Origin of the sequence: Pedobacter sp. (genome assembly GCF_035317785.1) — a bacterium.
Lineage (GTDB): Bacteria > Bacteroidota > Bacteroidia > Sphingobacteriales > Sphingobacteriaceae > Pedobacter.
Genome location: NZ_DATHGC010000169.1, coordinates 20,077 through 45,496, shown reverse-complemented (window position 1 = coordinate 45,496; position 25,420 = coordinate 20,077). Strand labels below are relative to the sequence as shown.

22 protein-coding genes are annotated in these 25,420 nt (G+C 43.2%); 15 read left to right on the top strand and 7 right to left on the bottom strand.

Annotation, left to right across the window (positions count from 1 at the left end):
• From VK541_RS10560 to VK541_RS10510, 11 genes are all read left to right on the top strand, one after another.
• Positions 1 to 863: FecR family protein (locus tag VK541_RS10560; protein ID WP_324369801.1), on the top strand; the 863-nt coding region annotated here is incomplete at its 5' end.
• Between the two features lie 247 nt (positions 864 to 1,110).
• Positions 1,111 to 4,515 (top strand): TonB-dependent receptor, encoded by a 3,405-nt coding sequence (locus VK541_RS10555; RefSeq protein ID WP_324369799.1) that lies wholly within the window; start codon positions 1,111 to 1,113, stop codon positions 4,513 to 4,515.
• Positions 4,516 to 4,549: 34 nt separating this feature from the next.
• On the top strand, positions 4,550 to 6,436 hold the full coding sequence (locus VK541_RS10550; RefSeq protein WP_324369797.1) for a RagB/SusD family nutrient uptake outer membrane protein: 1,887 nt from the start codon (positions 4,550 to 4,552) through the stop codon (positions 6,434 to 6,436).
• A gap of 19 nt (positions 6,437 to 6,455) precedes the next feature.
• Positions 6,456 to 7,640 carry a DUF5000 domain-containing lipoprotein gene (locus VK541_RS10545; RefSeq protein ID WP_324369795.1) on the top strand — a complete coding sequence of 395 codons (1,185 nt, stop codon included), beginning with the start codon at positions 6,456 to 6,458 and terminating at the stop codon, positions 7,638 to 7,640.
• A gap of 29 nt (positions 7,641 to 7,669) precedes the next feature.
• Complete coding sequence (locus VK541_RS10540) at positions 7,670 to 8,785, top strand: DUF4998 domain-containing protein (protein ID WP_324369793.1); 1,116 nt, start codon at positions 7,670 to 7,672, stop codon at positions 8,783 to 8,785.
• A 153-nt stretch (positions 8,786 to 8,938) separates the two neighbouring features.
• Positions 8,939 to 9,112 carry a DUF3606 domain-containing protein gene (locus VK541_RS10535; RefSeq protein WP_324369791.1) on the top strand — a complete coding sequence of 58 codons (174 nt, stop codon included), beginning with the start codon at positions 8,939 to 8,941 and terminating at the stop codon, positions 9,110 to 9,112.
• A gap of 15 nt (positions 9,113 to 9,127) precedes the next feature.
• Positions 9,128 to 9,427 (top strand): thioredoxin, encoded by a 300-nt coding sequence (gene trxA / locus VK541_RS10530; RefSeq protein WP_324369789.1) that lies wholly within the window; start codon positions 9,128 to 9,130, stop codon positions 9,425 to 9,427.
• 110 nt (positions 9,428 to 9,537) lie between these two features.
• Positions 9,538 to 10,386 (top strand): NAD(P)-dependent oxidoreductase, encoded by an 849-nt coding sequence (locus VK541_RS10525; RefSeq protein ID WP_324369787.1) that lies wholly within the window; start codon positions 9,538 to 9,540, stop codon positions 10,384 to 10,386.
• The gene (locus VK541_RS10520) at positions 10,383 to 11,045 is read left to right on the top strand and encodes a DUF1080 domain-containing protein (protein WP_324369785.1); all 663 of its coding nucleotides are present in this window, start codon (positions 10,383 to 10,385) and stop codon (positions 11,043 to 11,045) included. Before VK541_RS10525 ends, VK541_RS10520 begins: the two co-directional genes overlap by 4 nt.
• A 78-nt stretch (positions 11,046 to 11,123) precedes the next feature.
• Positions 11,124 to 11,975 (top strand): LamG-like jellyroll fold domain-containing protein, encoded by an 852-nt coding sequence (locus VK541_RS10515; protein ID WP_324369783.1) that lies wholly within the window; start codon positions 11,124 to 11,126, stop codon positions 11,973 to 11,975.
• Positions 11,976 to 12,204: 229 nt separating this feature from the next.
• Complete coding sequence (locus tag VK541_RS10510) at positions 12,205 to 12,399, top strand: hypothetical protein (protein ID WP_324369781.1); 195 nt, start codon at positions 12,205 to 12,207, stop codon at positions 12,397 to 12,399.
• On the opposite strand, the gene VK541_RS10505 is transcribed toward VK541_RS10510, so the two are convergent.
• On the bottom strand, positions 12,396 to 13,034 hold the full coding sequence (locus VK541_RS10505; RefSeq protein WP_324369780.1) for a hypothetical protein: 639 nt from the start codon (positions 13,032 to 13,034) through the stop codon (positions 12,396 to 12,398). The genes VK541_RS10510 and VK541_RS10505 overlap by 4 nt on opposite strands.
• A gap of 110 nt (positions 13,035 to 13,144) precedes the next feature.
• Between VK541_RS10505 and VK541_RS10500 the strand changes: the two genes are divergently transcribed.
• Positions 13,145 to 14,983: a PQQ-binding-like beta-propeller repeat protein gene (locus VK541_RS10500; RefSeq protein ID WP_324369778.1), complete on the top strand. Its 1,839-nt coding sequence runs from the start codon at positions 13,145 to 13,147 to the stop codon at positions 14,981 to 14,983.
• Between the two features lie 3 nt (positions 14,984 to 14,986).
• On the opposite strand, the gene VK541_RS10495 is transcribed toward VK541_RS10500, so the two are convergent.
• On the bottom strand, positions 14,987 to 15,727 hold the full coding sequence (locus VK541_RS10495; RefSeq protein ID WP_324369776.1) for a DUF4142 domain-containing protein: 741 nt from the start codon (positions 15,725 to 15,727) through the stop codon (positions 14,987 to 14,989).
• A gap of 312 nt (positions 15,728 to 16,039) precedes the next feature.
• Between VK541_RS10495 and VK541_RS10490 the strand changes: the two genes are divergently transcribed.
• Positions 16,040 to 17,128, top strand: a complete 1,089-nt coding sequence (locus tag VK541_RS10490; RefSeq protein WP_324369772.1) for an acyl-CoA desaturase — start codon at positions 16,040 to 16,042, stop codon at positions 17,126 to 17,128.
• Here the strand turns inward: VK541_RS10490 and VK541_RS10485 are convergent.
• Complete coding sequence (locus tag VK541_RS10485; RefSeq protein WP_324369770.1) at positions 17,125 to 17,811, bottom strand: SIR2 family NAD-dependent protein deacylase; 687 nt, start codon at positions 17,809 to 17,811, stop codon at positions 17,125 to 17,127. The two genes, VK541_RS10490 and VK541_RS10485, sit on opposite strands and share 4 nt — an antisense overlap.
• A gap of 63 nt (positions 17,812 to 17,874) precedes the next feature.
• On the opposite strand from VK541_RS10485, the gene VK541_RS10480 reads away from it, so the two are divergent.
• The gene (locus tag VK541_RS10480; protein WP_324369768.1) at positions 17,875 to 20,106 is read left to right on the top strand and encodes a CRTAC1 family protein; all 2,232 of its coding nucleotides are present in this window, start codon (positions 17,875 to 17,877) and stop codon (positions 20,104 to 20,106) included.
• 3 nt (positions 20,107 to 20,109) lie between these two features.
• Here the strand turns inward: VK541_RS10480 and VK541_RS10475 are convergent, their stop codons facing one another.
• The 4 genes from VK541_RS10475 to VK541_RS10460 all read right to left on the bottom strand — a co-directional run bounded on the left by VK541_RS10475 (position 20,110) and on the right by VK541_RS10460 (position 23,215).
• Positions 20,110 to 21,378 (bottom strand): NAD(P)/FAD-dependent oxidoreductase, encoded by a 1,269-nt coding sequence (locus VK541_RS10475; protein WP_324369766.1) that lies wholly within the window; start codon positions 21,376 to 21,378, stop codon positions 20,110 to 20,112.
• 63 nt (positions 21,379 to 21,441) lie between these two features.
• Complete coding sequence (locus tag VK541_RS10470) at positions 21,442 to 21,789, bottom strand: phage holin family protein (protein ID WP_324369803.1); 348 nt, start codon at positions 21,787 to 21,789, stop codon at positions 21,442 to 21,444.
• A 70-nt stretch (positions 21,790 to 21,859) separates the two neighbouring features.
• The gene (locus VK541_RS10465) at positions 21,860 to 22,456 is read right to left on the bottom strand and encodes a DUF2238 domain-containing protein (protein ID WP_324369764.1); all 597 of its coding nucleotides are present in this window, start codon (positions 22,454 to 22,456) and stop codon (positions 21,860 to 21,862) included.
• Positions 22,457 to 22,468: 12 nt separating this feature from the next.
• Entirely contained in the window at positions 22,469 to 23,215 is a 747-nt protein-coding gene (locus VK541_RS10460) for a hypothetical protein (protein WP_324369762.1), read from the bottom strand.
• A gap of 163 nt (positions 23,216 to 23,378) precedes the next feature.
• On the opposite strand from VK541_RS10460, the gene VK541_RS10455 reads away from it, so the two are divergent.
• Positions 23,379 to 25,406 (top strand): beta-L-arabinofuranosidase domain-containing protein, encoded by a 2,028-nt coding sequence (locus VK541_RS10455; protein WP_324369760.1) that lies wholly within the window; start codon positions 23,379 to 23,381, stop codon positions 25,404 to 25,406.
• Positions 25,407 to 25,420 lie beyond the last annotated feature (14 nt).

Here is a 25,420-nt window from a genome sequence, read left to right as displayed (position 1 = left end):
ATTTTTATACGTCAGCAAATAAACCGGAACAGACGGTTGCAACTGCTGCTCCTGGTAACCCTTCTGAGATCCTGCCCGGGAAAACCCATGCCGTACTGACTTTGGCTGATGGCCGCAAAGTTACTCTGGATGATGCTTCCGGCCCTGAGATCGCTAAAACAACAGGCATCCGGATCACGAAAAAGAGTGGAGGTGAACTTGTTTACGAAGTGGTCGGAACAGCTGCAACTGCTGAGCCTTTATACAATATTGTAGAAACACCCCGTGGCGGACAGTACCAGATCACGCTCTCTGACGGAAGTAAAGTCTGGCTGAACGCAGCTTCCTCACTTAAATTTCCTGCTTCGTTCGCGCAAAGTGAGCGGCGGCGGGTGGAGCTGAAAGGTGAGGCCTACTTTGAGATAGCACATGACAAATTACACCCCTTCGAGGTGATCACGGATGAACAACAGGTAGAAGTTCTGGGCACCCATTTTAACGTCAATTCCTATGAGGATGAGCCCTTCACCACTACAACTTTGCTCGAAGGATCGGTGAAGGTAACGGCAGGCAGCCAAAGTAAAATGATCAGACCGGGACAAGAGACTAAAGTAAGGGAAGGGATCAGGCTCGGCCAGGCTGCGGATGATGCAATCGCCTGGAAGAACGGGATTACTTCTTTTGATAAAGCGGATATCAAATCGATCATGAGAAAGGTCGCCAGGTGGTATGATCTGGATGTACAATATGAAGGCGCCATTCCAAGACGCTCATTTACAGGTGGCATTTCAAGGAAAGACGACTTATCTGCGTTAACAAGAATATTGGAATCCAGTAATATCAGGTACAGACTGGAAGGCCGCCTCCTCACCATCATGCCTTAAATAACCCGCATAATTAAAAATCAATAAACCAAACATGTATGAAACAAAACTACAAAAAAGCGTATCCCTAGACGGAATAATAAAACCAGTAATGCGCTAACATTACCGGTTTTATTGTCAGGCTCCGGCCAATAACTTATTCACGAGATATTACACTTAAACCTAACAAAGTAAAAGTATGGATTTTTATTCTATCTGCAGGCCCCGGTATGGGAAAACGGGAAGCCTCAGTAAAATTTTTCTGATCATGAGATTAACCTTTTTTATTGTAATTGTCGCAGGATGCCTTCAGGTAAGTGCTTCAGGGTACGCACAGGGGATTACAATGTCAGTTAAAAATGCACCTCTCGAAGAGGTTTTTAAACAGTTAAATAAGCAAAGCGGGTATTTGATCTGGTATGAGGATTCTTTGCTTGATGCCGCCAGGCCTGTAAATGTCAATTTGAACAAGAGCAGTGTCACGGAGGCACTGGAGGCTTGCCTGAAAGATCAGCCGCTCAGCTATGAGATTGTAGGAAAGACCATTGTGATCAAAGCAAAGCTACTCAAACGAATTTTAGAACGCGTGATCAAGGGGGTAGTGTCTGACTCTATCGGGCCGATACCAGGGGCAACCGTAAAACTTAAGGGCAATACAAAAGTAGGCGGTAATACCGATATTCATGGACGGTTTGCCATCACTGTACCTGATGACAATGCAATTTTAGTGGTCAGTATGGTAGGCTACATTACACAGGAAATTCCCGTGGAAAAAGCTCAGGAATTAAATATAATCTTAAAACCTGAAGTCAGTACGCTCGACGATGTAGTGGTTGTTGCATTTGGAACACAGAAAAGAACCGATATGGTGGGTTCGGTTACTTCTGTAAAGCCCGCTTCGCTGAAAGTGCCTTCCAGTAATCTGACAACCGCGCTGGCGGGCCGTGTACCGGGCATGATTGCCTTCCAGAGGAGTGGAGAGCCGGGTCAGGACAATGCCAATTTCTTTATCAGGGGAGTTACCACTTTCGGTTATAAAACCACGCCACTGATCCTGATTGATGGGGTGGAATTGACCACGACCGATCTGGCGAGGCTTTCACCGGATGACATCGCCAGTTTTTCAATTATGAAGGATGCCACATCTACTGCATTATATGGAGCAAGAGGTGCAAATGGTGTGATCGCAGTCACTACAAAACAAGGTGCTGTGGGTAAGGCAAAGTTGTCATTCCGGCTCGAAAGTTCGGTTTCGTCTCCAACCAGGGAAGTGGAGCTGGCCGATCCTGTAACTTATATGAGGATGGCCAATGAAGCTGCGCTGACCAGGGATCCGACCGGACTAAAGATCCAGCCTATGTACTCTGATGAGAAAATTGCAAATACCGGTATCAATGGCTCTAATCCTTTTTTATTCCCTGCAAACGACTGGAGGGAGATCATGTTCAAGAGCAATACCCTCAACCAGCGTGCGAATCTGAATGTAAGCGGCGGGGGCGGAGTGGCAAGATATTATGTGTCTGGCTCCTTTAACAAGGATAACGGGGTCATGAAAGTCGATAAGAAAAATAATTTTAACAATAATATCGATCTCAAAAGTTACACTTTGAGAAGCAATGTTGACATTGACATCACTAAAAGCACCCAGTTAACTGTACGTTTGAACGGTAACTTCGATGATTATACGGGACCTATCACCGGGGGCGCCGATATGTACAGACTTGTCATGCGTTCTAATCCTGTATTATTCCCGGCGTATTATCCGGTAGATTCAGATCATCAGTTTGTGAGGCACATTATGTTTGGTAACGCATCAATCGGATCGTCTACAGGTCCCGATTACATGAATCCTTATGCTGAGATGACTAAAGGCTATAAGGAATCTTCCCGTTCGCTGATGCTTGCACAGCTCGAGGTAAAGCAAGACCTGAAGGCAATCACTGAAGGATTAACCTGGAACACAATGATGAATACCAACCGGACTTCCTATTTTGATGTGAGCCGTTTTTACAATCCGTATTACTATGAACTGGGCGGATACGATGTGTTTTCGAATCAGTACCGGATAGATGTGATGAATGAAACAACGGCAACTGAATACCTTGGCTATACTGAAGGGCCTAAGCAATTGTCTTCTGTCTTTTACCTTCAGTCCATTTTTAATTACAACAGGAACTTCAAGAAGCATGGCCTTAGCGGCATGGTGGTTTACATGATGCAGCAAAATCTTTCTGCCAATGCAGGAAATCTGCAGCTGTCACTTCCGTTTCGCAATCTGGGCGTATCAGGACGAGCAACCTATAACTACGACAGCCGGTATTATGCTGAGTTTAATTTTGGTTACAATGGTTCTGAACGGTTTTATCAGGATAAGCGCTTCGGATTTTTTCCTTCTGCAGGTGTGGCCTGGAGCGTTTCCAATGAAAAATTCTTTGAGCCGCTCAAGCCCATCATAACCAGCTTAAGGTTGCGGGCAACTTACGGACTTATTGGTAACGATGCCATTGGTGCTCCGGAAGACCGGTTCTTTTATCTGTCCAATGTGGACATGAACGCCCCTTCCAGGTTTGCTACTTTTGGCCGGGGCGATGGAGCTACTTATTCGCTCAATGGTGTATTGGTCTCCAGGTACTCGAATCCGGATATCACCTGGGAAACATCCAAAAAGAAAAATCTTGCCCTGGAACTGAGTTTGTTCAATGACTTAAATATTAAAGCAGAGTATTTTTCGGAAAAGAGGGAGAACATTTTAATGACGCGTGCTTCTATTCCTACTACCATGGGTTTCTCTGCGCCGATACGTTCCAATGTAGGTAAGGCGTCTGGCCGGGGAACTGACATTTCCCTGGAATATCAGAAACATCTGAGCAACAGCCTTTGGCTGTCTGCGTTGGGTAATTTTACCTATGCAGCCAGTAAATTCGAGGTCTATGAAGAACCCAAATACAAAGAAAGTTACCGTACAAGGATTGGTACATCAATCAACCAGCAGTATGGTTATATCGCCGAGCGCCTGTTCATAGACGATGAAGAGGCAGCAAATTCACCGAGACAAAATTTTGGTGAATATGGCGGCGGTGATATCAAATTTACAGATGTAAATGGCGACGGTCAGATCACAACAGCAGACATGGTGCCGATTGGCAATCCAACATTACCTGAAGTAACCTACGGCTTTGGCTTGTCGGGAGGTTACAAAGGCATTGACTTTTCCGCCTTTTTTCAGGGGCTGGCAAACGAAGCGTTCTGGATAGATCCTGCTGCTACCTCGCCATTTGCATCATATCGCTATGACGGAGAAGTAGTCCGTGGTACCCTTTCCAACCAGGTTTTAAAGGCTTATGCGGACAGCTACTGGTCTGAAGACCGGCAGGATGTGAACGCGCTCTGGCCGCGGCTGAGCAGCACAGTAAACAACAACAATGCACAGCCCAGTACCTGGTTTATGCGAAATGGTTCATTTTTAAGATTGAAGCAGGTAGAGCTGGGTTATACATTGCCCTCAAAACTGCAAAAAAAGCTTAGAACTTCTGCGGTCCGTTTGTATGTGAATGCCAGCAATCTGGTGACTTTTAGCAGGTTTAAATTATGGGACATAGAAATGGGAGGAAATGGCCTGGGCTATCCTGTACAGAAAGTTTACAACATAGGCCTTAATGTATCCTTTAACTAGACCTGTAATGTGGTCATTTGAAAAATATAATCATATGAAAAAATATATATTCACAGGTGTAATGATGCTGGCGGTTCTTTTAACACTGCATTCCTGTAAAAATTACCTCGATGTGGTTCCGGATAATGTCGCTACAATAGACAATGCGTTTACAATGCGCAGCCAGGCTGAAAAATTTCTCTTTACCTGCTTTTCTTATATGCCAAAGGATGCGGATGCTGCGGCAAATCCTGCATTAGCAGGAGATGAGATCTGGCGCGTGGCCAATAATACTACCTCTTCATTCAATATTGCCAAAGGCTTGCAGAACGTGGTTAGCCCATATGGCGATGATTACTGGACGAATCTGTACCGTGGCTTGCGGGACTGTAATATCTTTTTAGAGAATATTGGTAAAGTTCCTGATTTGGATGAACTTGAGCGTTCACGCTGGATTGCGGAAGCAAAATTTCTGAAAGCTTATTATCATTTTTACCTGATCCGGATGTATGGGCCAATTCCTCTGATCAAGGAAAATTTACCTGTTGACGCTGATGTCAACCAAGTTAAGGTTTTCAGGGCTTCTGCAGATGAATGCTTCAGTTATGTGACCAGCCTGATCGATGAAGCGATAACAGATCTGCCGGAAAGCATTACCAATGCTGCAATGTATGGCAGGATCACCAAAGCGATAGCCTATTCCCTGAAAGCTAAAATCCTGGTTACTGCGGCAAGCCCGCTCTTTAATGGCAATGCTGACCAGGCGGGGCTTAAAAATTCGAATGGAGAACTCCTGTTCAATTCTGTTTACGATAAAGGAAAATGGACAATTGCTGCCACTGCCTGTAAAAAGGCAATTGAGGTATGTGAAGCCGCTGGTATGAAGCTGTTCTATTTCCAGCCAAATTTTGAGCAGGCAGATCTCTCACCGATGTTGAGAACACAAATGAGCATCAGGAACAGCATTGCTCAAAAATGGAACAGCGAGATCATCTGGGCGAATACGCAAAGTGAAGTGATTTCGCTGCAAACTTCAGCTTCGCCCAAACTGGATCCGGCATTTTCAGATAATACGGCCGTTAGAGAGGACATCAACGCGACCTTGAAGATGGCAGAACTTTTTTATACAAAAAATGGGGTGCCGATCAGGGAAGATAACACGTTTGACTACAACAACAGAACCGGTTTGAGAACTGCCGGAGCGGCAGACCAGCTGCTGATCCGAAATGGTTATACAACGGCTTCATTAAACTTCGACCGGGAACCGCGTTTCTATGCAGACCTGGGCTTTGATGGCGGCGTATGGTATGGTCAGGGAAAGTTCAATGATAAAGCGCCGCTAGAACTATTTTACGTAATGGGTAAAAGAGGGCAGCTTCACGGCATGGCCAATCCTGCATATGGTCCGATAACCGGGTATTCGGTCAAAAAGTATGTGCATTATCAGAATGTACAGGGATCCGTGAGTGTTTACTTTCTCACCAGCTACCCATGGCCTCTCATGAGACTGGCAGATTTATATCTGTTGTATGCAGAGGCACTGAACGAATCAGAGGGGCCGGGACCGGAGGTGTATAAATATGTCAATCTGGTAAGGGAAAGGGCAGGACTAAAGAGCGTGGAATCGTCATGGTCGCAGTTCTCGTCCAATCCGACAAAATTTGAAACACCTGCGGGCATGAAAGAGATCATCCATCAGGAAAGATTGATTGAAATGGCTTTTGAGGGACAAAGGTTCTGGGACCTGCGCCGCTGGAAGGAAGCTGCAAAAGAGCTGAACACTCCTGTACAGGGCTGGGGCCTGAGTCAGGAAACTGCCGCGGCTTACTACAGACCAGTCACGATTTACAGGCAGACGTTTGGCGTGAAAGATTACTTCTGGCCAATTTCCGAAAATAACCTTACGGGTAATTTTAACCTGGTACAGAACACAGGCTGGTAACAACTTAAAAAAAACTAAGATGAAAAAGATACTATATTTTGTTATAATCTGCCTGCTGGTAACTATAGGTTATGGTTGCTCTAAAGAGGAGCGTGTTGGCTTAATTGCAGATCCTAATGCTCCGGCGCCATCTCCGGTCACGAATGTAAAGGTGGAAAGCAAACCTGGTGGTGCCATTCTCACTTACCGGGTTCCTGCTGATCCGAATCTTTCTTATGTCAAGGCGGTGTACGAAATTCAACCGGGGATATCCAGGGAAGCCAAATCATCAATTTTCACAGATACCTTATCGCTGGTGGGTTATGGTGATACCTCAATGCATGAGGTGAAGATCTATAGCGTAGGGAAGAATGAAAAAGCTTCTGAACCGCTCGCTGTGCAGTTCAGACCGGAAAGTCCGCCTATATTGTCTTCTTTTGAGAAATTAGCCATGATCCCAACCTTTGGAGGCGTGAACGTCAGCGTTGAGAACAGTAACCAGGCAAACCTGACCATTGTTGTGATCGTTGACAGCACGGGACGTGGTACCTGGGCACCGGTAAATACTTTTTATTCCTCCTCATTAAAAGCTAAATTCTCGGCCAGGGGATTTCTTCCGGATGAAAAGAAATTCGGAGTTTACCTTAAAGACCGCTGGAACAACAAGTCAGATACCCTTATCAAAGTATTGACTCCATTGTATGAGGAACTGATCACGAAGAATACTTTTAAGGAGGTGAAATTGCCTACGGATACTTATTTATTTGTCGAAACCTTTTCGATGCCGAAGGTGTGGGATGACAAGTTTTCCTACAACATATTTGCCACTCCGCACACTTCGAAGATTCCGCAGTGGTTTACTTTTGATATGGGAAAGAAAGTCGTGCTCAGCAGGTTCAAGGAATTCCAGTACCATGAAAGTCCTTATACCGGTGCATCGGTAAAATCTTTTGAAGTATGGGGGTCGGACAATCCCAATCTGGATGGAAGCTGGACTAACTGGACCCTATTGGGAACGTTTGAGTCCTTTAAGCCCTCCGGCAAGCCTTATGGCACTACTACCGCGGATGATGTGAATTACGCCATCACCAAGGGTGAGGATTTTGAATTTACCGATCCTCTGCCTCCTGTGCGTTACATCAGATTTAAAACGACAGCCACATGGGGCGGTACCGCACAGGTGGTCATAACGGAATTGACGTTTTGGGGACAACTGGCACCATGAAAAAACAAGAACTTTTAATCAAACTCAACATGAAATCTATATATAGTTATTTAGCATTGCTAATCATCTGCTTAATGGTCGTTACCGGATGTAAGAAGATGGATAGTACTTATGAGCAATTCATCGTGCCAGGGGGAATTATTTATGCGGGAAAAGCCAATAAGGCAGTCGTTCAGTCGGGAAAGAACAGGGTAAGGATTTCCTGGCCAAGGGGTACTGACCCCAACGTTACCAGGGCAGGGATCTACTGGAATAACTTCAGGGATTCCATTGAACTGTCGATACCCGTTACCGGAGACAGTATCTCGCAGGTCATTAGTAACTTAGAGGAGAAATCCTACTCTTTCACCATATACACTTATGACAACCAGGGGCATGTTTCTGTTCCGGTTGAACTGATCAGCGCTGCTTATGGAGAAATCTATCAGAACAGTCTGCTGAACAGGATTGCCAACGTGAATAAAGTAAATGCCGCCGGAAATGTGGTCAGTATCAATTGGGCAGGGGCTGACATAACAAACGGCGCATTCATGACGGAAGTCCTTTACACCAACACAGCCGGGGCAGAAAGTGTTAAAAAAGTACTGTCAAAAGAGACGGTCACTACCATCAATGACTATAAGCCGGGAACACGCTACGAGTACCGTACGCTATACAGACCCGATTCGCTGTCGATAGATGTATTTAACACCGCCTACAGCCAGGGCCAGGACTTTGCTTTTGATAAGTCAGAATGGAAGATCACAGCATTTTCAACACAGCATCCGGGTGCTGACAATGCAGTGAAGAATGCAATAGACGGTACTGATGCTACACGCTGGCACAGTTTGGCGGGCGGCTCTTCCTATCCACATTTTATGACCGTAGATCTTGGCGGAGAAAAAACAATCTCCAGGTTTGGCGTATGGCGTACAACCTTTGAAACTGGTGGTGATAATCGTGCACCAAACCGCATCCAGTTTTTGGTCAGCATGGATAATGTGACCTGGACTGATCTTGGAATTTATGATTTTAACAGGATGATCAACGGTGAGCAGGTTTATAACATTCCATCTAAGCCGCTCGCCAGGTATTTCAAATTTGTGGCTGTAAGCGGACCGGAAAACAATATGGTCTTAGGTGAAATCAGTGCTTATGGCCTCTAAATAATATTGCTCCCGGTAGCCGCGGGTGCGGCGCCGGGGGTAATATTATTTCAGGTATCTGATGCATCAATATAAGGTTCATTGTATCGAATTTAAGTACTAACTTGTAATAACTGGCACGAGATGTGCATTGTAGTTATTCCAAAATTAAAGATGATGCAGCTTAAACAGAAAACAAATCCTTTCTCTGAGCAAGTTAATGTTGCTGAGAACTATGAGGTTGAATATTGGGCCAACAAATTCGGGATCAGGCCAATGGCACTTAGAGATATCATAAAGTTTACGGGGCCTAATGTGAATGACATCCAGAAATACCTGAGCAAATAATAAAGTCGATAGCATATGGCAAGTTTTAAAGAGATTATCAGTTCAGAACAACCAGTGCTGGTTGACTTTTCTGCGGAATGGTGTGGCCCTTGTAAGATGATGGCTCCGATTCTTCAGCAGCTAAAAGGTATGGTTGGCGATAGCGCCACCATTCTCAAGGTTGATGTTGATAAAAATCCTGACGTTTCCAGACAGTATAATATCCGGGGTGTGCCAACGCTGATTCTTTTCAAGAATGGGGAAGTGAAATGGAGACAAAGCGGCGTGATCCAGGCCAGTCAGTTAAAGAACATTATCAGCAGTATACAGGACTAATCTGAATCCTTCTTTACTTGTATTTTACATAACAATAAACTTTCAAATAAACTATATCGCTATTGTGAATAGAAGGATAGGTATATTTATGCCTTAATTAGTTTATTGCAATGAAAGCATTTTTAGGTATGGGCCTTCTGGGTTCAAATTTCGTGAAGGCAATGTGCCAAAAAGGAGAGGATGTAAATGTCTGGAACCGGACGCATAGCAGAGCTGCTGCACTTGAAGAATTTGGGGCTAAGACATTTGAAAAAGTCGAAGACGCGGTAAGGAACGCAGATCTGATCCATTTGACTTTGAAGGATGATGCTGCGGTGGATGAAGTGCTAATAAAAGCAGCTCCGGGGTTTAAACAAGGTGCAGTTATTATAGATCATACAACGACTTCCGCTGAAGGAGCTATTGAAAGGACAAAGTATTGGAAAGTTCAAGGCTATACCTATTTACATGCACCTGTTTTTATGGGACCGATGAATGCTCTTGATGGATCCGGCTCTATGTTGGTTTCCGGAGATCAGGAGGTGATCGGAAGGCTAAGCCAGGAGTTAAGCGGAATGACTGGCAAGCTGATCAACTTAGGAACTGAAGAAGGAAAAGCAGCTGGAATGAAGCTGGTTGGCAATCTTTTTCTTTTGAGTATGACAGCTGGCGTTTCTGACACTTTGTCCCTGGCCAAGTCCCTGCATATTCCTGCTGCTGATGTACTTGAGCTGTTCAGCAACTGGAACCCGGGCGCTGCCATGCCGTCAAGGATGAAAAAAATAACTGAAGGCAACTTTAGTCAACCTTCCTGGGAATTGAATATGGCAAGAAAGGATGCAGGACTGATGATCAGCGCGGCTGATAAGGCAGGACAAAAACTCACATTGATTCCTGCTATTGCAAAAGTGATGGATGAATGGATTGAGAAGGGACATGGGAGTGACGACTGGACCGTAATTTCAAAAGATAACATATGAAAAAACTAATTTTCTTATTGCTTTTCCTGCCTTGGATGCCAGCAAATGGACAAGCAACGAAAATGATTCCCATTTTTAACGGTAATAATCTGGACGGCTGGACAAAATTTTTACAGCGTCAGGGCGCAGATAAGGATCCTCAGCAGGTGATCACAGCTGAGAATGGAACAATTCACGTAACCGGTCAGGACTTTGGATATATTGCAACAAAAAAAAGTTATAAGAACTTTCATCTCTCTCTCGAATTCAAATGGGGTGAAAAGAAGTTCCCGCCCAGAGAACATGAGAAACGAGATGCAGGGATCTGTTTCAATGTAGATTTGGTGAGCAATAAGATCTGGCCAAAATGTGCGGAATGCCAGATACAGGAAGGCGACGTTGGTGATTTATGGCTCATCGACAGTGTAACGGCCTTCGTGGATGGGTTGCAGACCGAACCCAAAGATTATGCACAAGTTATCAAGATTAAGGATGGTGAGCGTCCGCATGGTGACTGGAATCGGGTAGAAGTGATATCTAATACCGGGAAATTTATATTTATGGTGAATGGGATTCTGGTGAATGAGGGAGAATACCTCAGTATCACAAGCGGAAGGATTTTACTGCAGTCTGAAGGCGCTGAAATTTATTATCGCGATATTAAGATCGAAGAACTTTAACATACTGCAAAGACAATGGATTAAAAAGCTAATCAAGTTTGTTTTTTTAGCCTATATTAGCTTATAAAGCAACTCCTTATGAAAAAAATAATCCTGCTTGTGTTTTTCCTGTTGACGGGAAGCGTTTATGCACAGAAAATAGTTCAAAATAACCTGATAGTAGATCTCAATGCAGATAAAGGTGTAGTTACCAGTGAAGTTGATCTTGTTGAAAAATGGGAGAATCAGGTGACTTCATTTGCAGTTAAAGACTTTTCCCGGCGTGATGAAGGGCGTAAGGTAGCCGGATCGGGCAGGCCCAGGCTGGTAAAGAATGTGGCCGGATTGAAAGGACATAATACACTCGCTTTTAAACAGCAGGAACTGCTGAATATGGATGAGGATGCGTTTGATCACTTGATTACTGGGGGTGGTTATACGTGGTTCTGTGTTGTAAAGCCCGGTAAACAGCCCGGTGAACTGAAAGATGTGAATTGTTTTTTTGGGAACTTGCGAAATGGACCTAATAATGAAGGTTTTTGGGGAGGTTTTGCAGATGACAATAGCTTTTGGATGAGCAGCAGAAACGCGATCACTTTTGGAAGATGGGACAAGAATAACCCATATGTAAGTTCGAAGGAGATACTTAAGCAGGATCAGTACTACCTGATCATGGGCAGAATGGATAAAGGGACAGATACGGTTACACTTTCTTTGTATCTTAATGATGGGACAACCCCAATAGCAACCAGCCCATTTCCGGTAAATACGAAAGCAAATTCTTCACGAATGGCTATCGGTCAGGAGAGAGATGCTATTGAACATCCCGGCAGAGAATCATTTGTTGGGGAAATGGCCAGATTTTTAATCTACGATCGTCCGCTGACTGACAAGGAGATGGCAAAATCCGCGAAGCAGCTTATGGCATTTTATGGTGTGAAGGCTAAATGATTTAACATGGATTAAGATTTTTAGGACTATGATCTGGCAAATCTCAGAACATATTTTATCTCTGGCCTATTGTTTGTTAATAGAAGTTATTTCTAATAACTTTCATATATAAACCCTTGTAATACTGATGATAAAGTCTGTAATTAACGCTAAAAAAACATTTAATCACTTTAAGAAGGCAAGAGTCAGAGTTGATTCCGAACAAATGATAATGTCGGTGCTTGAAGTTATGATAACCAACAAAGAATTTGTACTGCCTGTATTTGAGAGCGGAAAATGTATCGGAGTGGTTTACTTTAAGGATCTTGTACTGTTTCTTGCCCAGAACCTTGAAGACGCAGACTTATTTGTACATAAACTGAATTATACTGTAGAAAGTGCAGTCCTGGTCATGATGAAAACAGACAGAAAGGAATCTGTTTAGATGTTTGGCAGTTTTTGATAAACCTTATAATAGGCCACCAAAACTTTATCCGGAGCCATGTCGCCAATTTTCTTGTGCAGTATCTGGTCCCTTAGACGTTCCTGAATTTTAGGAAGATCAATGTTGTTAAGTAAGATGTGCTCATCGATGAAATTGACATTTGATTGATTCTCTGCTAAAAATTTTTTCAAAGCGTCAATCAGGCGATCAGCCCGCTCAAGGTCGACTCCACTCTGGACCTTTTCGGATGTAGAATGAATGACATATTTAAAATCAAAGCCTAACTCTTTTAGTTTACTAAATATCCTGATGTAGATATCCAGATCATCAGTCTGGCTATGACCGCTTCTGTAAAAGCCCTTAAACAATTTAATAAGATTTTTATCTTCAGTCCGAATGTTACTGGCAGTCATAAAAAGTGATATCAGTTCCTCCTTTCCGGACACTTTGTAGATATATCCATTTTGATCAATCACCATATTCTCAAATCCAAAAATTAAGTAAAAAAACCTGATAAATATCAATTCGGCAGTTTGTTTATTGGCAATTTTTAAATCAGGGAGCAGAGAGAGGAGATCTCTGAAAAGTTTGAGCTTTTTCGGTTTAGTCGCTTTTTTTGGTTCTTGGTGATACATTAAAACTAAAATATATAAAAATTATGCTTCGGCGAAAGTGATGACTGACAATGCATAAAATGAACGGGAATAAAATGTAAATTCGTATATCACATTAATATCGATCCCATATGAAATGCCTTATTACCTTTTTTATATTCATTGCTTTTTTTTCTAATGTTACCGCTCAGCCTTTTAAATACGCTTTTGTATCAGATACTCATGTGGGGACTTCGACCGGTGAAGCAGATCTCCGAAGAACTGTCAATGACATTAATCAACAGGATGATCTCGACTTTATTGTGCTCACAGGTGATATAACTGAAATGGGAACAAAAGTAGAGATCGCTCTGGCCAAAGAAATACTATCCGCTTTGAAAAAACCCTGGTATGTGGTTCCTGGCAATCACGATACCGGCTGGTCAGAATCCGGTGGTGTAGATTTTATTAAGGAATTTGGATATGATAAATTCACTTTCGATCATAAAGGCTACAGGTTTATAGCGTGTGCGTCAGGACCTTATGTAAGGATGTCTGACGGACATATCCCGCGTGACGCGATAGTTTGGCTAGAGAATGTACTCAAAAAAACTCCCGCAACTATGCCTGTCGTGTTCATCAATCACTACCCGGTTGACAATGGTCTGGACAATTGGTATGAAGCCATTGACAGAATTAAACAGCACAATATCAAATATGTCATTTGCGGTCATGGGCACTCCAATCAGGCCTTGGATTTCGAAGGTGTAGCAGGTACAATGGGAAGATCCAACCTGAGGGCAAAAGATAGCATAGGAGGATATAACGTGGTGACAATGCGGAAGGACTCTGTGTTTTTTGCCGTAAAGAAACCAGGAGTACCGGTAGCGTCTGCCTGGAGAAAGATTACACTTGGAAAGTATGAGTCTATAGTTACTGCAAAAATAGAACGGCCGTCTTACAATATTAATAATACTTACCCGGCAGTGAAGGAAGTGTGGAAGTATCATGCACCTGCAAATGTGGTGCTTACCCCCGCATCAGGTGCAAACGTTGTGGTATTTGGAAACAGCATAGGTGAAGTTGAAGCACTTACACTAAACGACGGTCAAAAGAAATGGAAATTCAAGACTAAAGGAGCCATTTATTCTTCACCTGCCATAGCCGGAGACCGGGTGATACTCGGCTCAGGAGACGGGAATATTTATGCATTAAATTTGAGCAAGGGAAAGAAGCTTTGGAAATACAAGACCGGAGCGGCTGTGCTGGGGTCCCCCGTGATAGAAAAAGATACCGCGTATATAGGCGGCAGTGACGGAAGTTTCAGGGCGGTAAATGTGAAAACAGGCAGGCAAGTATGGTCATTTGATGGGGTGGAGGGTGCTATAGTGGGCATGCCTCTGATCTATGAGGGTAAAGTAATCTTTGGTTCATGGGGGAGGCATTTGTATGCCGTAAATCAGGCTACCGGAAAATTGTTATGGAAGTGGAACAATGGAAACGGCAACCGTATGTTTTCGCCGGCCATGTGTACACCTGTTGCCCATAACGGAATTGTCTATATTGCTGCACCTGACCGTTTTCTCACGGCAATAGACGCAGGTAGTGGAAATACACTATGGAGAAGCAAAGAGGCAGGTGTAAGAGAATCTATCGGTATGTCAGAGGACGGCTCTTTGATTCTTGGAAAAACTATGAACGATGAGGTGGTTGCGTATAAAGCCCTGTCTGCAGATCCGGGAGTGTTGTGGCGGCTAAACCTTGGTTTTGGTTATGAGCATGTGCCTTCTATGCTGATCGCTAAATACGGAAGAGTGACATTCGGAACTAAAAACGGCGTGATTTATACATTTGACCCGGCAGTTCCTAAACCATTATGGGCACACAAGGTAGATAATTCGATGGTCAATACCGTCAACGTGCTGGCGGAAGATTCAATTCTGGTGGCCACTATGGATGGTGTAGTAACTTTGCTGAAAATCGGTCAATGACCATTATTTTCTGGTAAGGTCCTGTGCTGCTGATAGGTGCTGTCTTAAGACAGGTAAATATTTAGCCGAAAATGCACTAATGCTGTCGTCTTTAGACCTGCTGCCCGCTTCAAGCATCCTGATAAGAGCTTGATAGTCTTCGATGGTTGTCTGAATATACCCGGTATCGAAGTTAGTCTTGCTTTCTCCGGAAGAGGGTTTGACTCCTCCTGCAGACGGTTCTATAAACTGCAGGCTCGTAATAATAAGCTCCGCACCTTTTACAACCGCATTAGCTGAAAGTTTATCCAGGTCATTTTGAAGTTGCTGATGGCTTTTTATGGTCATGGCGGCATAATCTTTTACCTTTTGACTCGCTGAGTTTGCCAAAGCCAGCTGGCTCATTTTCATCTCCCTGTTGTCAATAGCTGAAATTCTCTTAATGAAGTCCTGACCAGTGATGGTATCAAGTTTTAATTGTGGTCTTCTTATAGCAGCATTTACTTTTGTGATGGCATTATTGGCAATTGCAGTAGCATTTTCCTCCGAACCCGCGCCGTTTCTGTTTGCAGAGTTAATCCCGGGAGTGAGCGCATCTCCGCTGGCATTGATGACGCCAATGCTCGGGGTTTTCACGTTAGGACGGACACCCGTTATTTTGGACTTCTTTGGTCTTGCTTCAGCTGATGAATTTCTTGAAGAAGAGCAGGAAGGTAACAGACAAACAATGATGCTGAAGATTAGCAATAGAAGGAGATTTTTCATAGCCGTATATTTTAAAATACTATTGTCAATAATACAACAATCCTGTATCAAGTGTTTTTTTATTCTTTGATAAACGATAAATTTCTATGCCTGGAGAGTCTGGAGCATTCTATGGCAGTTCCTTATGGAACATTCAGATCAATTAGGAGTGAATAAAATACATTGATTAGTAGTAATTTAACAAAATTTCATTACATTTGTATTACAATTTCAGAAAGCACTATGGGCTTTCTGAATAACAATCCACTTTAATTCAGCACCCGAAATTGGCACATTTGTTTGTTAGCATGAAGTTGATCAAGCAATAGCCTCATGTCTCAAAAACTCAAATTCTCAACATCTTCCGGTTCCCCTTTTTACGCTACAACCAGAAGCAGGGTAGACGAATTCTTTAGGCTGAATCAGCTTAGCCGCAATGCTGACGGTCATATGTGGGCCAAAACCATTTTTTTTCTCACAGGGTTTACAGGATTATACCTGTTGATCATTTCAGGAATATTGTCTCCGTTATTGATGCTGATCATGGCAGCATTGCTGGGTATGTTTAGTGCTTTTGTTGGATTTAATATCTGTCACGATGCCATTCATGGTTCCTTCTCGGATAACAAAAGCGTAAACAAATTCTTTAGTCTTGTTTTTAATTTAGTAGGCGCAAATCCGTATGTTTGGAGCATTACGCACAACATCGTACATCATACTTACACCAACATTCCCGGTCACGATGAGGACATTGAAGTAGCCCCCGGATTGATCAGGATTTCTGATGAAGAAGAGATAAACCATATACAAAGATATCAGCACTGGTATGCATTTCCTTTATACAGCCTTGCCTCATTGTCATGGGTGTTCACTAAAGATTATAAAAAATTCTTTCAGCAGAAAATCGGTGAACACACAACATTGCATCCTAAACTGGAATATTTTAACCTCTTCTTTTATAAAGCGCTGTATTATTTTTTATTTATAGTGCTGCCATTAATGGTCCTGGATATTTCCTGGTGGCAATTCATGGTCGGCTTTTTTGCACTGCATATTGCCGAAGGACTGACCATGGGTTTGGTGTTTCAGCTTGCCCATGTTGTTGAAGGAACGATATTTCCGGTGCCTAACGAGCAGGGAAATATCGAAGAAGCATGGGCTGAGCACCAGATGCGCACCACAGCCAACTTTGCCACTCATAATAAAATTGCCGCGTTTTTCCTTGGCGGACTTAACCGGCAGATCGAACATCATCTTTTTCCAAAGGTTTGTCACATTCATTATGGAGATATTTCTAAGATCGTGAAAAAAACTGCCTTGGAATTTAACCTGCCTTATATCGAAAGCAAGACTTTTTTCTCGGCGCTGCGGTCTCATGTCATTACGCTGAAAAAGTTTGGCAAAGAAGCCAGGGCTCTTTAAAGTCCGGCTAAAAGCTCCTCTATCATTAGTGAAACTCCTATAGTTGCAGGCTGCTCTATTTTTCTGAATGGAATATTTCCTGTATATGGAATCCTGACGTCGACGATGTATTTCAGCGCTTCAGTACGGACATACTGTGTTAAGCCGGCAGCCGGATAAACCTGCAGGCTTGTGCCTATCACGGCGAAAATATCAGCCCTGGCACAGCATGAAACAGCCCGCTGCATATTAGGTACAGCTTCACCAAACCATACTACATGCGGTCTTAATGGCTTGCCATATTCGCAGACATCGGAAGTAACCAGCTCCCAGCCGTTAATTGGATAGGTCAGATCCGGATCAACATCAGACTGAGCGCGTGTAATAATCCCATGCAAATGCAATACATTTTTTGAACCGGCCCGTTCGTGCAAATCGTCTATGTTCTGAGTAATAATTTGAACATTATAGTTTCGCTGCAGTCTTGCCAGGGCCGTATGCCCTTCATTTGGCTCTGCCTCCAAAACGGATTTTCGTCGTTCATTGTAGAATTGCTGCACAAGTTTTGGATTTCGCTGCCATGCTTCTGGAGTGGCAACATCTTCAATGTTGTAGCCTTCCCAAAGCCCGTCAGAATCCCTGAATGTTTTGAGCCCGCTTTCTGCACTTATTCCAGCTCCGGTGAGTACAACAATATTTTTCATGTCTTTGAGCGGAAATATATATATCTTAATGCCAAATTTAATCTAAAGTTCTTAAAAAAATCAATGGCTTTCAATAGACGTATTCTGCTTGCCCTCAGTTGTTCATTGCTAATTTATTGCAAGCCCTCACCCAAAGAACAGACGGATGCTCAAATAAAGGCAATAATCAGAGCAGAAGAAGAACAGGCAGACAATCCCGACAATATCTTCAATCCTGAGACCAGAATAGTTTTTTTGGATTCCGTATTAAAACAGGCCGATGCCTATACCACCTTGCGCGTCAATTATGCCAGGGCTAAAGTCTTTATGCAGCTGGGAAATATAAATGAAACCATTAAATTGTATGAAGCGATCGCAAATGACTCAACAGTGAAGGGTTCTGATTTTGATCTGAACAATTTGCAGGCGGATCTGGCTTTTGCTTATTTAAGAATGGGCGAAGTAAATAATTGCCTGACCAATCATACGGCAGAATCTTGTATTTATCCGATACGGGGAGGTGGATTGCATAAAGACCCGACGGGTTCGGCTAAAGCTATAGCGCTTTATGAAAAGATACTGGACAGGGACCCCGAAGATATTGAATCAAGGTGGCTGATGAATATAGCTTATATGACGTTGAATAAATATCCGGCAGGAGTACCAAAAAAATATCTGCTGGAAAGTCCATATCCTGAAACAGATAAGGTTGTCCCTTTTGAGGATATTGCTGCCTCGCTTAAGATAAATGTAAACAACCAGGTAGGAAGTGTGATCACTGAGGATTTTGACAACGACGGCTATCTGGATATTGTAACTTCCGCATGGGGTCTGGAAGATCCAATGCATCATTTTAAAAATAATGCTGACGGTACTTTTACTGATGTTTCCGGGAAATCCGGATTGGGATCGATCACCAGTGGCATCAATATGATGCAGACCGACTACAACAATGATGGATATAAAGATATTTTTTTAACAAGAGGCGGATGGAAGGCTGAATTTGGCAATCACCACAATTCTCTTTTAAAGAATAACGGTGACGGTACATTTACCGAGGTAACGATAGAAAGTGGCCTGTTGTCTTCTTTTCCTACACAAACTGCCACCTGGAATGATTTCAATAATGACGGCTGGCTGGACCTTTTTATTGGTAACGAGAGTTTCACGGAGAAACTTAGCACACGGTATCCCTGCGAACTTTATATCAATAACCATGACGGCACATTTAGCAACGTGTCCGCGGCTGCGAAAACAGATGTGATCGCTTTCGTTAAAGGAGTATCCTCCGGTGATTTTGACAACGATGGCTGGAAGGACCTGTTCATAAGTGCAATGGATGGCAAAAGAATACTTTTAAGAAATAAGGGTATATCGGGTAAAGTCCCTGTTTTTGAGGATGTAACCGAAAAAGCTTTGTTGGGCATCGATAAAAACAGCAGCTTTATTACCTGGTTTTGGGATTATGACAATGATGGCTGGCTGGATATTCTCGCAGGCGATTATTCTTTTAAAAGAACACTGGCCTATTATGCAGCAGCAGAAAGCCTGAAAATGCCTATGGAGTCTATTGGTCAGCCAGTGTTGTATCACAATAATGGCAATGGCACTTTTACCAATGTAACCAAACAGGCCGGACTCTTCAAATCGGCATTCGCCATGGGGTCTAATTTTGGGGACATTGACAACGACGGCTTTCTGGACATGTTTTTAGGTACCGGAAATCCTAACTTTGAGTCTCTGGTTCCCAATAAAATGTTCAGAAATGTCAATGGAAAAGAATTTTCAGATGTAACGGGATCCGCCAGGGTTGGCAGCTTGCAAAAGGGACACGGGGTAGCATTTGCAGATATGGACAATGATGGTGATCAGGATATTTATATCGAAATGGGTGGTGCATATATCGGTGATGCTTTCCCAAGTTCATTTTTCCTGAATCCTGGTCAGAATAAAAATAACTGGATCAATATCAGTTTAGAAGGAGTCGCTTCTAATAAAGCAGCTATCGGAACCAGAGTTAAACTTACGATAACCGAAAATGGCAAAACACGCTATATATACAGGGATGTCAACTCGGGCGGGAGTTTTGGAGCATCAACATTGAGAAGGGAGATAGGCATAGGAGCCGCAACAACAGTTAATGAAATTGAAATAAAATGGCATGGAAGCGGCAAGATCCAGATTTTCAAAGATATTTCGCCCAATCAATTTATAAAGCTGAAGGAAGGAAGCAATGCGATTCAAAAAATAAAGCTAAAGACGCTTAATTTTAAGAAGGGCCTGCCAGCGCCACATCATCATGCCATGAATATGTGATCGTCATTTTTGTTTTTCAGGTCGTATGATCAGTCTTAGCGTAGGGTCATTGGTTATAAAACTCCAGAACCAGTTAAATGCCAGTTTTCCCTTATTTCTGAACCCTGCGATAGGTATGATGTGAATAAATAACCATACAATCCATGCGAAGAAACCCTTGAAAAATCCTTTAGGAAGGTCTACAACGGCTTTATATTTGGCAATGATTGCCATACTGCCCTTATCATGATATTTAAAGGCTTTCAGCGGTTTGCCCGCTGCGATGTTTAACAGGTTATCAGCAAGTAATTTGCCCTGCTGGATAGCTACCTGTGCCAATTGAGGGTGACCATCCGGGAATTTTGCGTCTGTAAGCTGAAGGCACTGGTCTCCAATGACGAAGATATTTTCAGTTCCTTTTACTTTGTTGTATTCATCTACCGCAACCCTTCGCCCCCTTGTGATTACTTCAGCAGCCAGGCCGGGAGCCTCTCTCGCGATTACTCCTGTGGCCCAGATTAAGGTAGCGCTATTGATATGTTCTCCGGTGCTCAACATTACCTGGTCGTTGAGGTAGTCTTTTACCATAGTATTGAGGTGGATATTCACACCTAATTTTTTTAAGATTTTATAAGCTTCCTCTTGTGATTTTTGGCTCATGGGCCCTAAAAGGGTATCTCCTGCATCTACTAAATGAATCCTGCCCGTACCACTTCTAACCGTTGGATAGTCTTTTTTGATAATGTTACTGCCCATTTCGGCAAGCATGCCGGCAATTTCAACCCCGGTCGGTCCTCCGCCCGCTATCACCACATTCCCCAATTTTTCCTTTTCCCTTACATCAGTGGATCGCACATTTTCCTCCAGTCTGAGCAGTACATGGTTCCGCAGGTGCAGCGCATCGTCAATCGTCTTCATTGGCAGCGCTTTTTGTTTTACGTTTTCCAGTCCGAAATAGTTTGTTTCCGTACCCATGGCAAGGACCAGATAATCGTAATCCAGTGTCCCGTTTTCAGTTTCAATGGTATTGGATTCTGTATTGATCTTTATTAAAGCGCCCATGTAAAAGCTAAGGTTGCGTTTGCCCTGAAACATCCTGCGAAAAGGGTAGCTGATATTTGAAGCTTCAATAAAAGCCGTTGAAACCTGGTAAAGTAGCGGCGGGAAGAAGTGATAGTTATTTCTGTCGACCATTACTACCTGATATTGATCGTGGTTTGCCATTTTCTTAGCAAGGTTCAGCCCGGCAAACCCTCCGCCTACAATTACAATTTTTTGAGTTGAAACATTCATATTAGAAAAACCAGTTGAGGTTAATAAAAGTTAAAAGGGAGATGAAATGGATTTTGTGCGGACTTAATCTTTATCAGATCCGGCGATCACACTATACAACGCATTGATGAGCGCTATAACTATAGCAAGCAATGCAGAAGCAAAAAAACCACTGGTATTAAACCCTTTCATCAGATTGTCCACCAACAGGATCATCAGTACAGTGATAATGAATGAAACCAGGCCAAGGGTTAAAAAGTTAATCGGGAAGGTAAGGACACGGAGAATAAAACCTACGGTTGCATTTGCCAGAGCGATTAATAAAGCGGCAATTATTGCAGTCGTATAACCGTCTACCTGAACTCCGGGTACGATTCTTGCACCCAGGAAAACTGCCAGGCCCATCAGTAATATTTTTATAATCAGTTGTATCATAATCGCTTTTTTATTTAGTTCATCGCAAATAACAAGCCAATTGTTCAACTTTATTTATCCCGTATTATTAAATGCGCGCAATCGATCTGTTCTGGATTTTACTAAAAAATAAAACAGCAGCAAAAGCGCCTATAAGCGCAGTTAGCATATCCGACTGTGTATCCCAGATATAACCCTGAGTACCGAGAAATGCATCACCGGATTCACCGGAATTTACAGAAACAAACCATTCAATGAGCTCATAAAATGCGCTGATGGCCAGAGCAATACTGATGATGATAAAAGAAAGCCATTTCTTTCCATTGACCACAGCCTTTCTTACAAATATTTCCCTTACTATGAGCGCAGGCCCAAAACCCTGGATAAAATGCCCAACTTTATCATAGTTGTTTCTGGACTGATGAAGGGTTTCTTTGATCCAGTCAAACAATGGGACTTCTGCGTAGGTGTAATGCCCGCCGATGATCAAGATCAGGGCATGCAATAAGATCACGAAATAGGTGAAGTTGCTGAACATAAACCTTCTGTAGGTCAACACCAGGATGAGCGCCCCTAGAAATGCGGGAATACATTCTAAAAACCAGGTGAAGACTTCTTTGCAGCCTATAAAAGACAGGACAGCACTCAAAACAAAAATCAGCAGGAGCGAAAGGTGTAATTTCATAGTTTCATTTTCTTATTTCATTGACAGCAATTCCTTCAGCGAACGCCTTGACCATACCCCATATCTACGTCGCAAGTATCGGGGCATTAATTTTAAATCTTCCCTGGCCGCCTGAAATTGCGCCCGTGCTTCTTCTTTTCTCTGTTGCTTTTTTAGGAATAACCCATAATAATACCGTGCTTCAACAGAATGATGAATTCTGATGACCCGCTTATAACCTTCATCAGCAAGCTGTTCTTGTCCGGCCCCATCCTGTGCCCGTACATAGAGCAGGTCATCTTCTACCATATTGAAACGGCTGCTGTTTACCTTATTGAGTTTGTCGAAATATATAATGCTCTCTTTGTACTGTCCATTGTGAAAATATTGACGGGCGAGCTGGAGAAAAATACCAGGATCATCAGCATACAGGCCTTTCAAACAACTTAGGGACAGTTCAATGGCCTTGTCATATTGCTTTCGTTCAGCATAAGCATTCGACAAGCCCAGTATATTAGTTACATTATCAGAGATTTGTACTTTGCGTGTCCATTCGCTGATTTTCTGATTCGGCAGAAAATATTTTTGAAGATTATGCAAAAACCCGCCACGCCTGATATCAGGAAGCACTTCCATAAAGAAATAAATAGCTATTCCGATTACCGGAATAAATACCAGCAAGTAGATCCATTGTCTTCTGCCAGTTTTATAGGCATGGTAAATGGCCAAAAGCTGTAAGGGGATGCTGATATAATAATACTGGCTAAAAAGACCAAACATTGAGGAAAGGTTAATTTTTACCTAAGATAAATAATTACCCATGATTTCTAAATAAATATGAACAGCACATGATACCAAAAAGCGAAATTTTGAGACAGAATATGAAGTGAAAGCTCCTGGGTTTGCTTATTTTGTCCGATAAATACCAATACTAACCACATATATGAACCGCAAAACAACAATTGCTGCCTTAGCTTTTCTGCTGCTGGCTTTTAAGCCTGATAACAACAAAAAAACTGCTGCCAGGAATCCCGGGTTCGTTAAACCCAAATATACTGAAGTTGCGCTGGGCGCCATTAAGCCGGCCGGATGGCTCAGGGACCAGCTTCAGACCATGCTCGCTGGCACAACAGGTCACCTTGATGAAGTATATCCAAAAGTAAAAAATGACAATGGCTGGCTTGGTGGCAAAGGTGATTCATGGGAAGAAACACCTTACTGGCTGGATGGGGCAGTACCATTGGCCTGGCAACTGGATAATGCTGTACTCAAACAAAAGGTATTGAAGTATATCAATTGGGTATTGGAGCACCAGCGGCCATCCGGATACTTTGGAGCGATCACCAATGCCGAGCGCGAGGGTAAACAGGTCGACGTTCAGCATCCTGAAAATGGAGACGACTGGTGGCCGAAAATGGTCATGCTAAAAGTAATGCAGCAATATTATTCTGCCTCTGGTGATAAAAGGGTGATCAGTTTTATGGAAAAGTATTTCGACTACCAAAAATCAGCACTTCAGAAGGCAGGTATTGGAAAATGGACGGAGTGGGCAATATCAAGAGGACATGACAACGCCATGATGGCCCAATGGTTATATACCCTAAATGGAGATCAGTCATTGCTGGAACTGGCGGAGCTCATCCAAAAACAAAGCTTTCCCTGGAGTGAGCTGTTGAGCAACCGCGATTGGGTGATTGGTGCTGCAACACAGCAAAACGATGCCCACTGGATGAACAGACATGGAGTCAATGTGGGTATGGCGTTAAAAACCCCTGCCATTGATTATCAGCGTACAGGTGATGTTTCTTATCTGAAAGGCTTGAAAACCGGCTTCAGGGACTTGATGACACTGCATGGTTTACCAATGGGTGTTTTTTCTGCTGATGAAGACCTGCATGGCAATTTGCCAACACAGGGAGTAGAACTTTGCGCTACAGTGGAGGCCATGTATTCCCTGGAAAAGATCATCCAAATCACCGGAGATACCGAATATATGGATGCGCTGGAGCGCATGACCTTCAATGCACTGCCTCCGCAGACTACAGACGATTTTAACAATAAACAATATTTCCAGATAGCCAACCAGGTCCAGATCAGCAGAGGAGTATTTGATTTTTCGCTCCCGTTTGACAGGCAGATGAACAATGTTTTGGGAATGCGCAGCGGATACACCTGTTGCCTGGCCAATATGCACCAGGGCTGGACAAAATATACGCAAAGCCTTTGGTTTAAAACAGCGCATAATGGACTGGCAGCGCTCGTATACGCGCCCAACGTCCTGAAAACAAAAATCGGAGAACAAGAGATCATTATAAATGAAAATACCAATTACCCTTTTGAAGACGAGATCACCTTCGAATTCAGCACCAAAAAGGCAGTTGGATTTCCCCTGGAACTGAGAATTCCGGTGTGGTGCAAGGAAGCCCGGATATCAATAAATGGGGTTGAGGTACAGACTGCAAAAGGCGGAACAATTGTTTCGCTTTCACAGAACTGGAAGAACAAAGATAAAGTAACGCTGAAACTGCCCATGCAATTGACCACTTCAAACTGGGGCCGCAATTCCAGAGCTATCGAACGCGGCCCGTTGGTGTATGCATTGAAACTGGAAGAACGCTGGGAGAAAGGAAACCAAAAAGAAGAAGGAGATTATTTTAGTGTTTTTCCTAAATCGGACTGGAACTATGGCCTGCTTGAAAAGATTGTAAAAGACCCGGCACAACATCTTCAGGTAAAAATGAAACCTTTGCAGGCCAGATTCGTATGGAACTTGCAAAATGCCCCTATAGAGATCACTGCCAGCGGGAAAAAGATTCCTGCCTGGAAGGCAGTAGACGGAGTTGCCAGACAGCCCGTTACAGACCGCACCGGAATATACAAAGGCGAGGTCGATGCTGGCGCAGAAACATTTACGCTGGTACCTTTTGGTTTTACCAAAGTACGTATCGTCGCATTCCCCGTAGTAAAATAAATTATCAGAAAAAT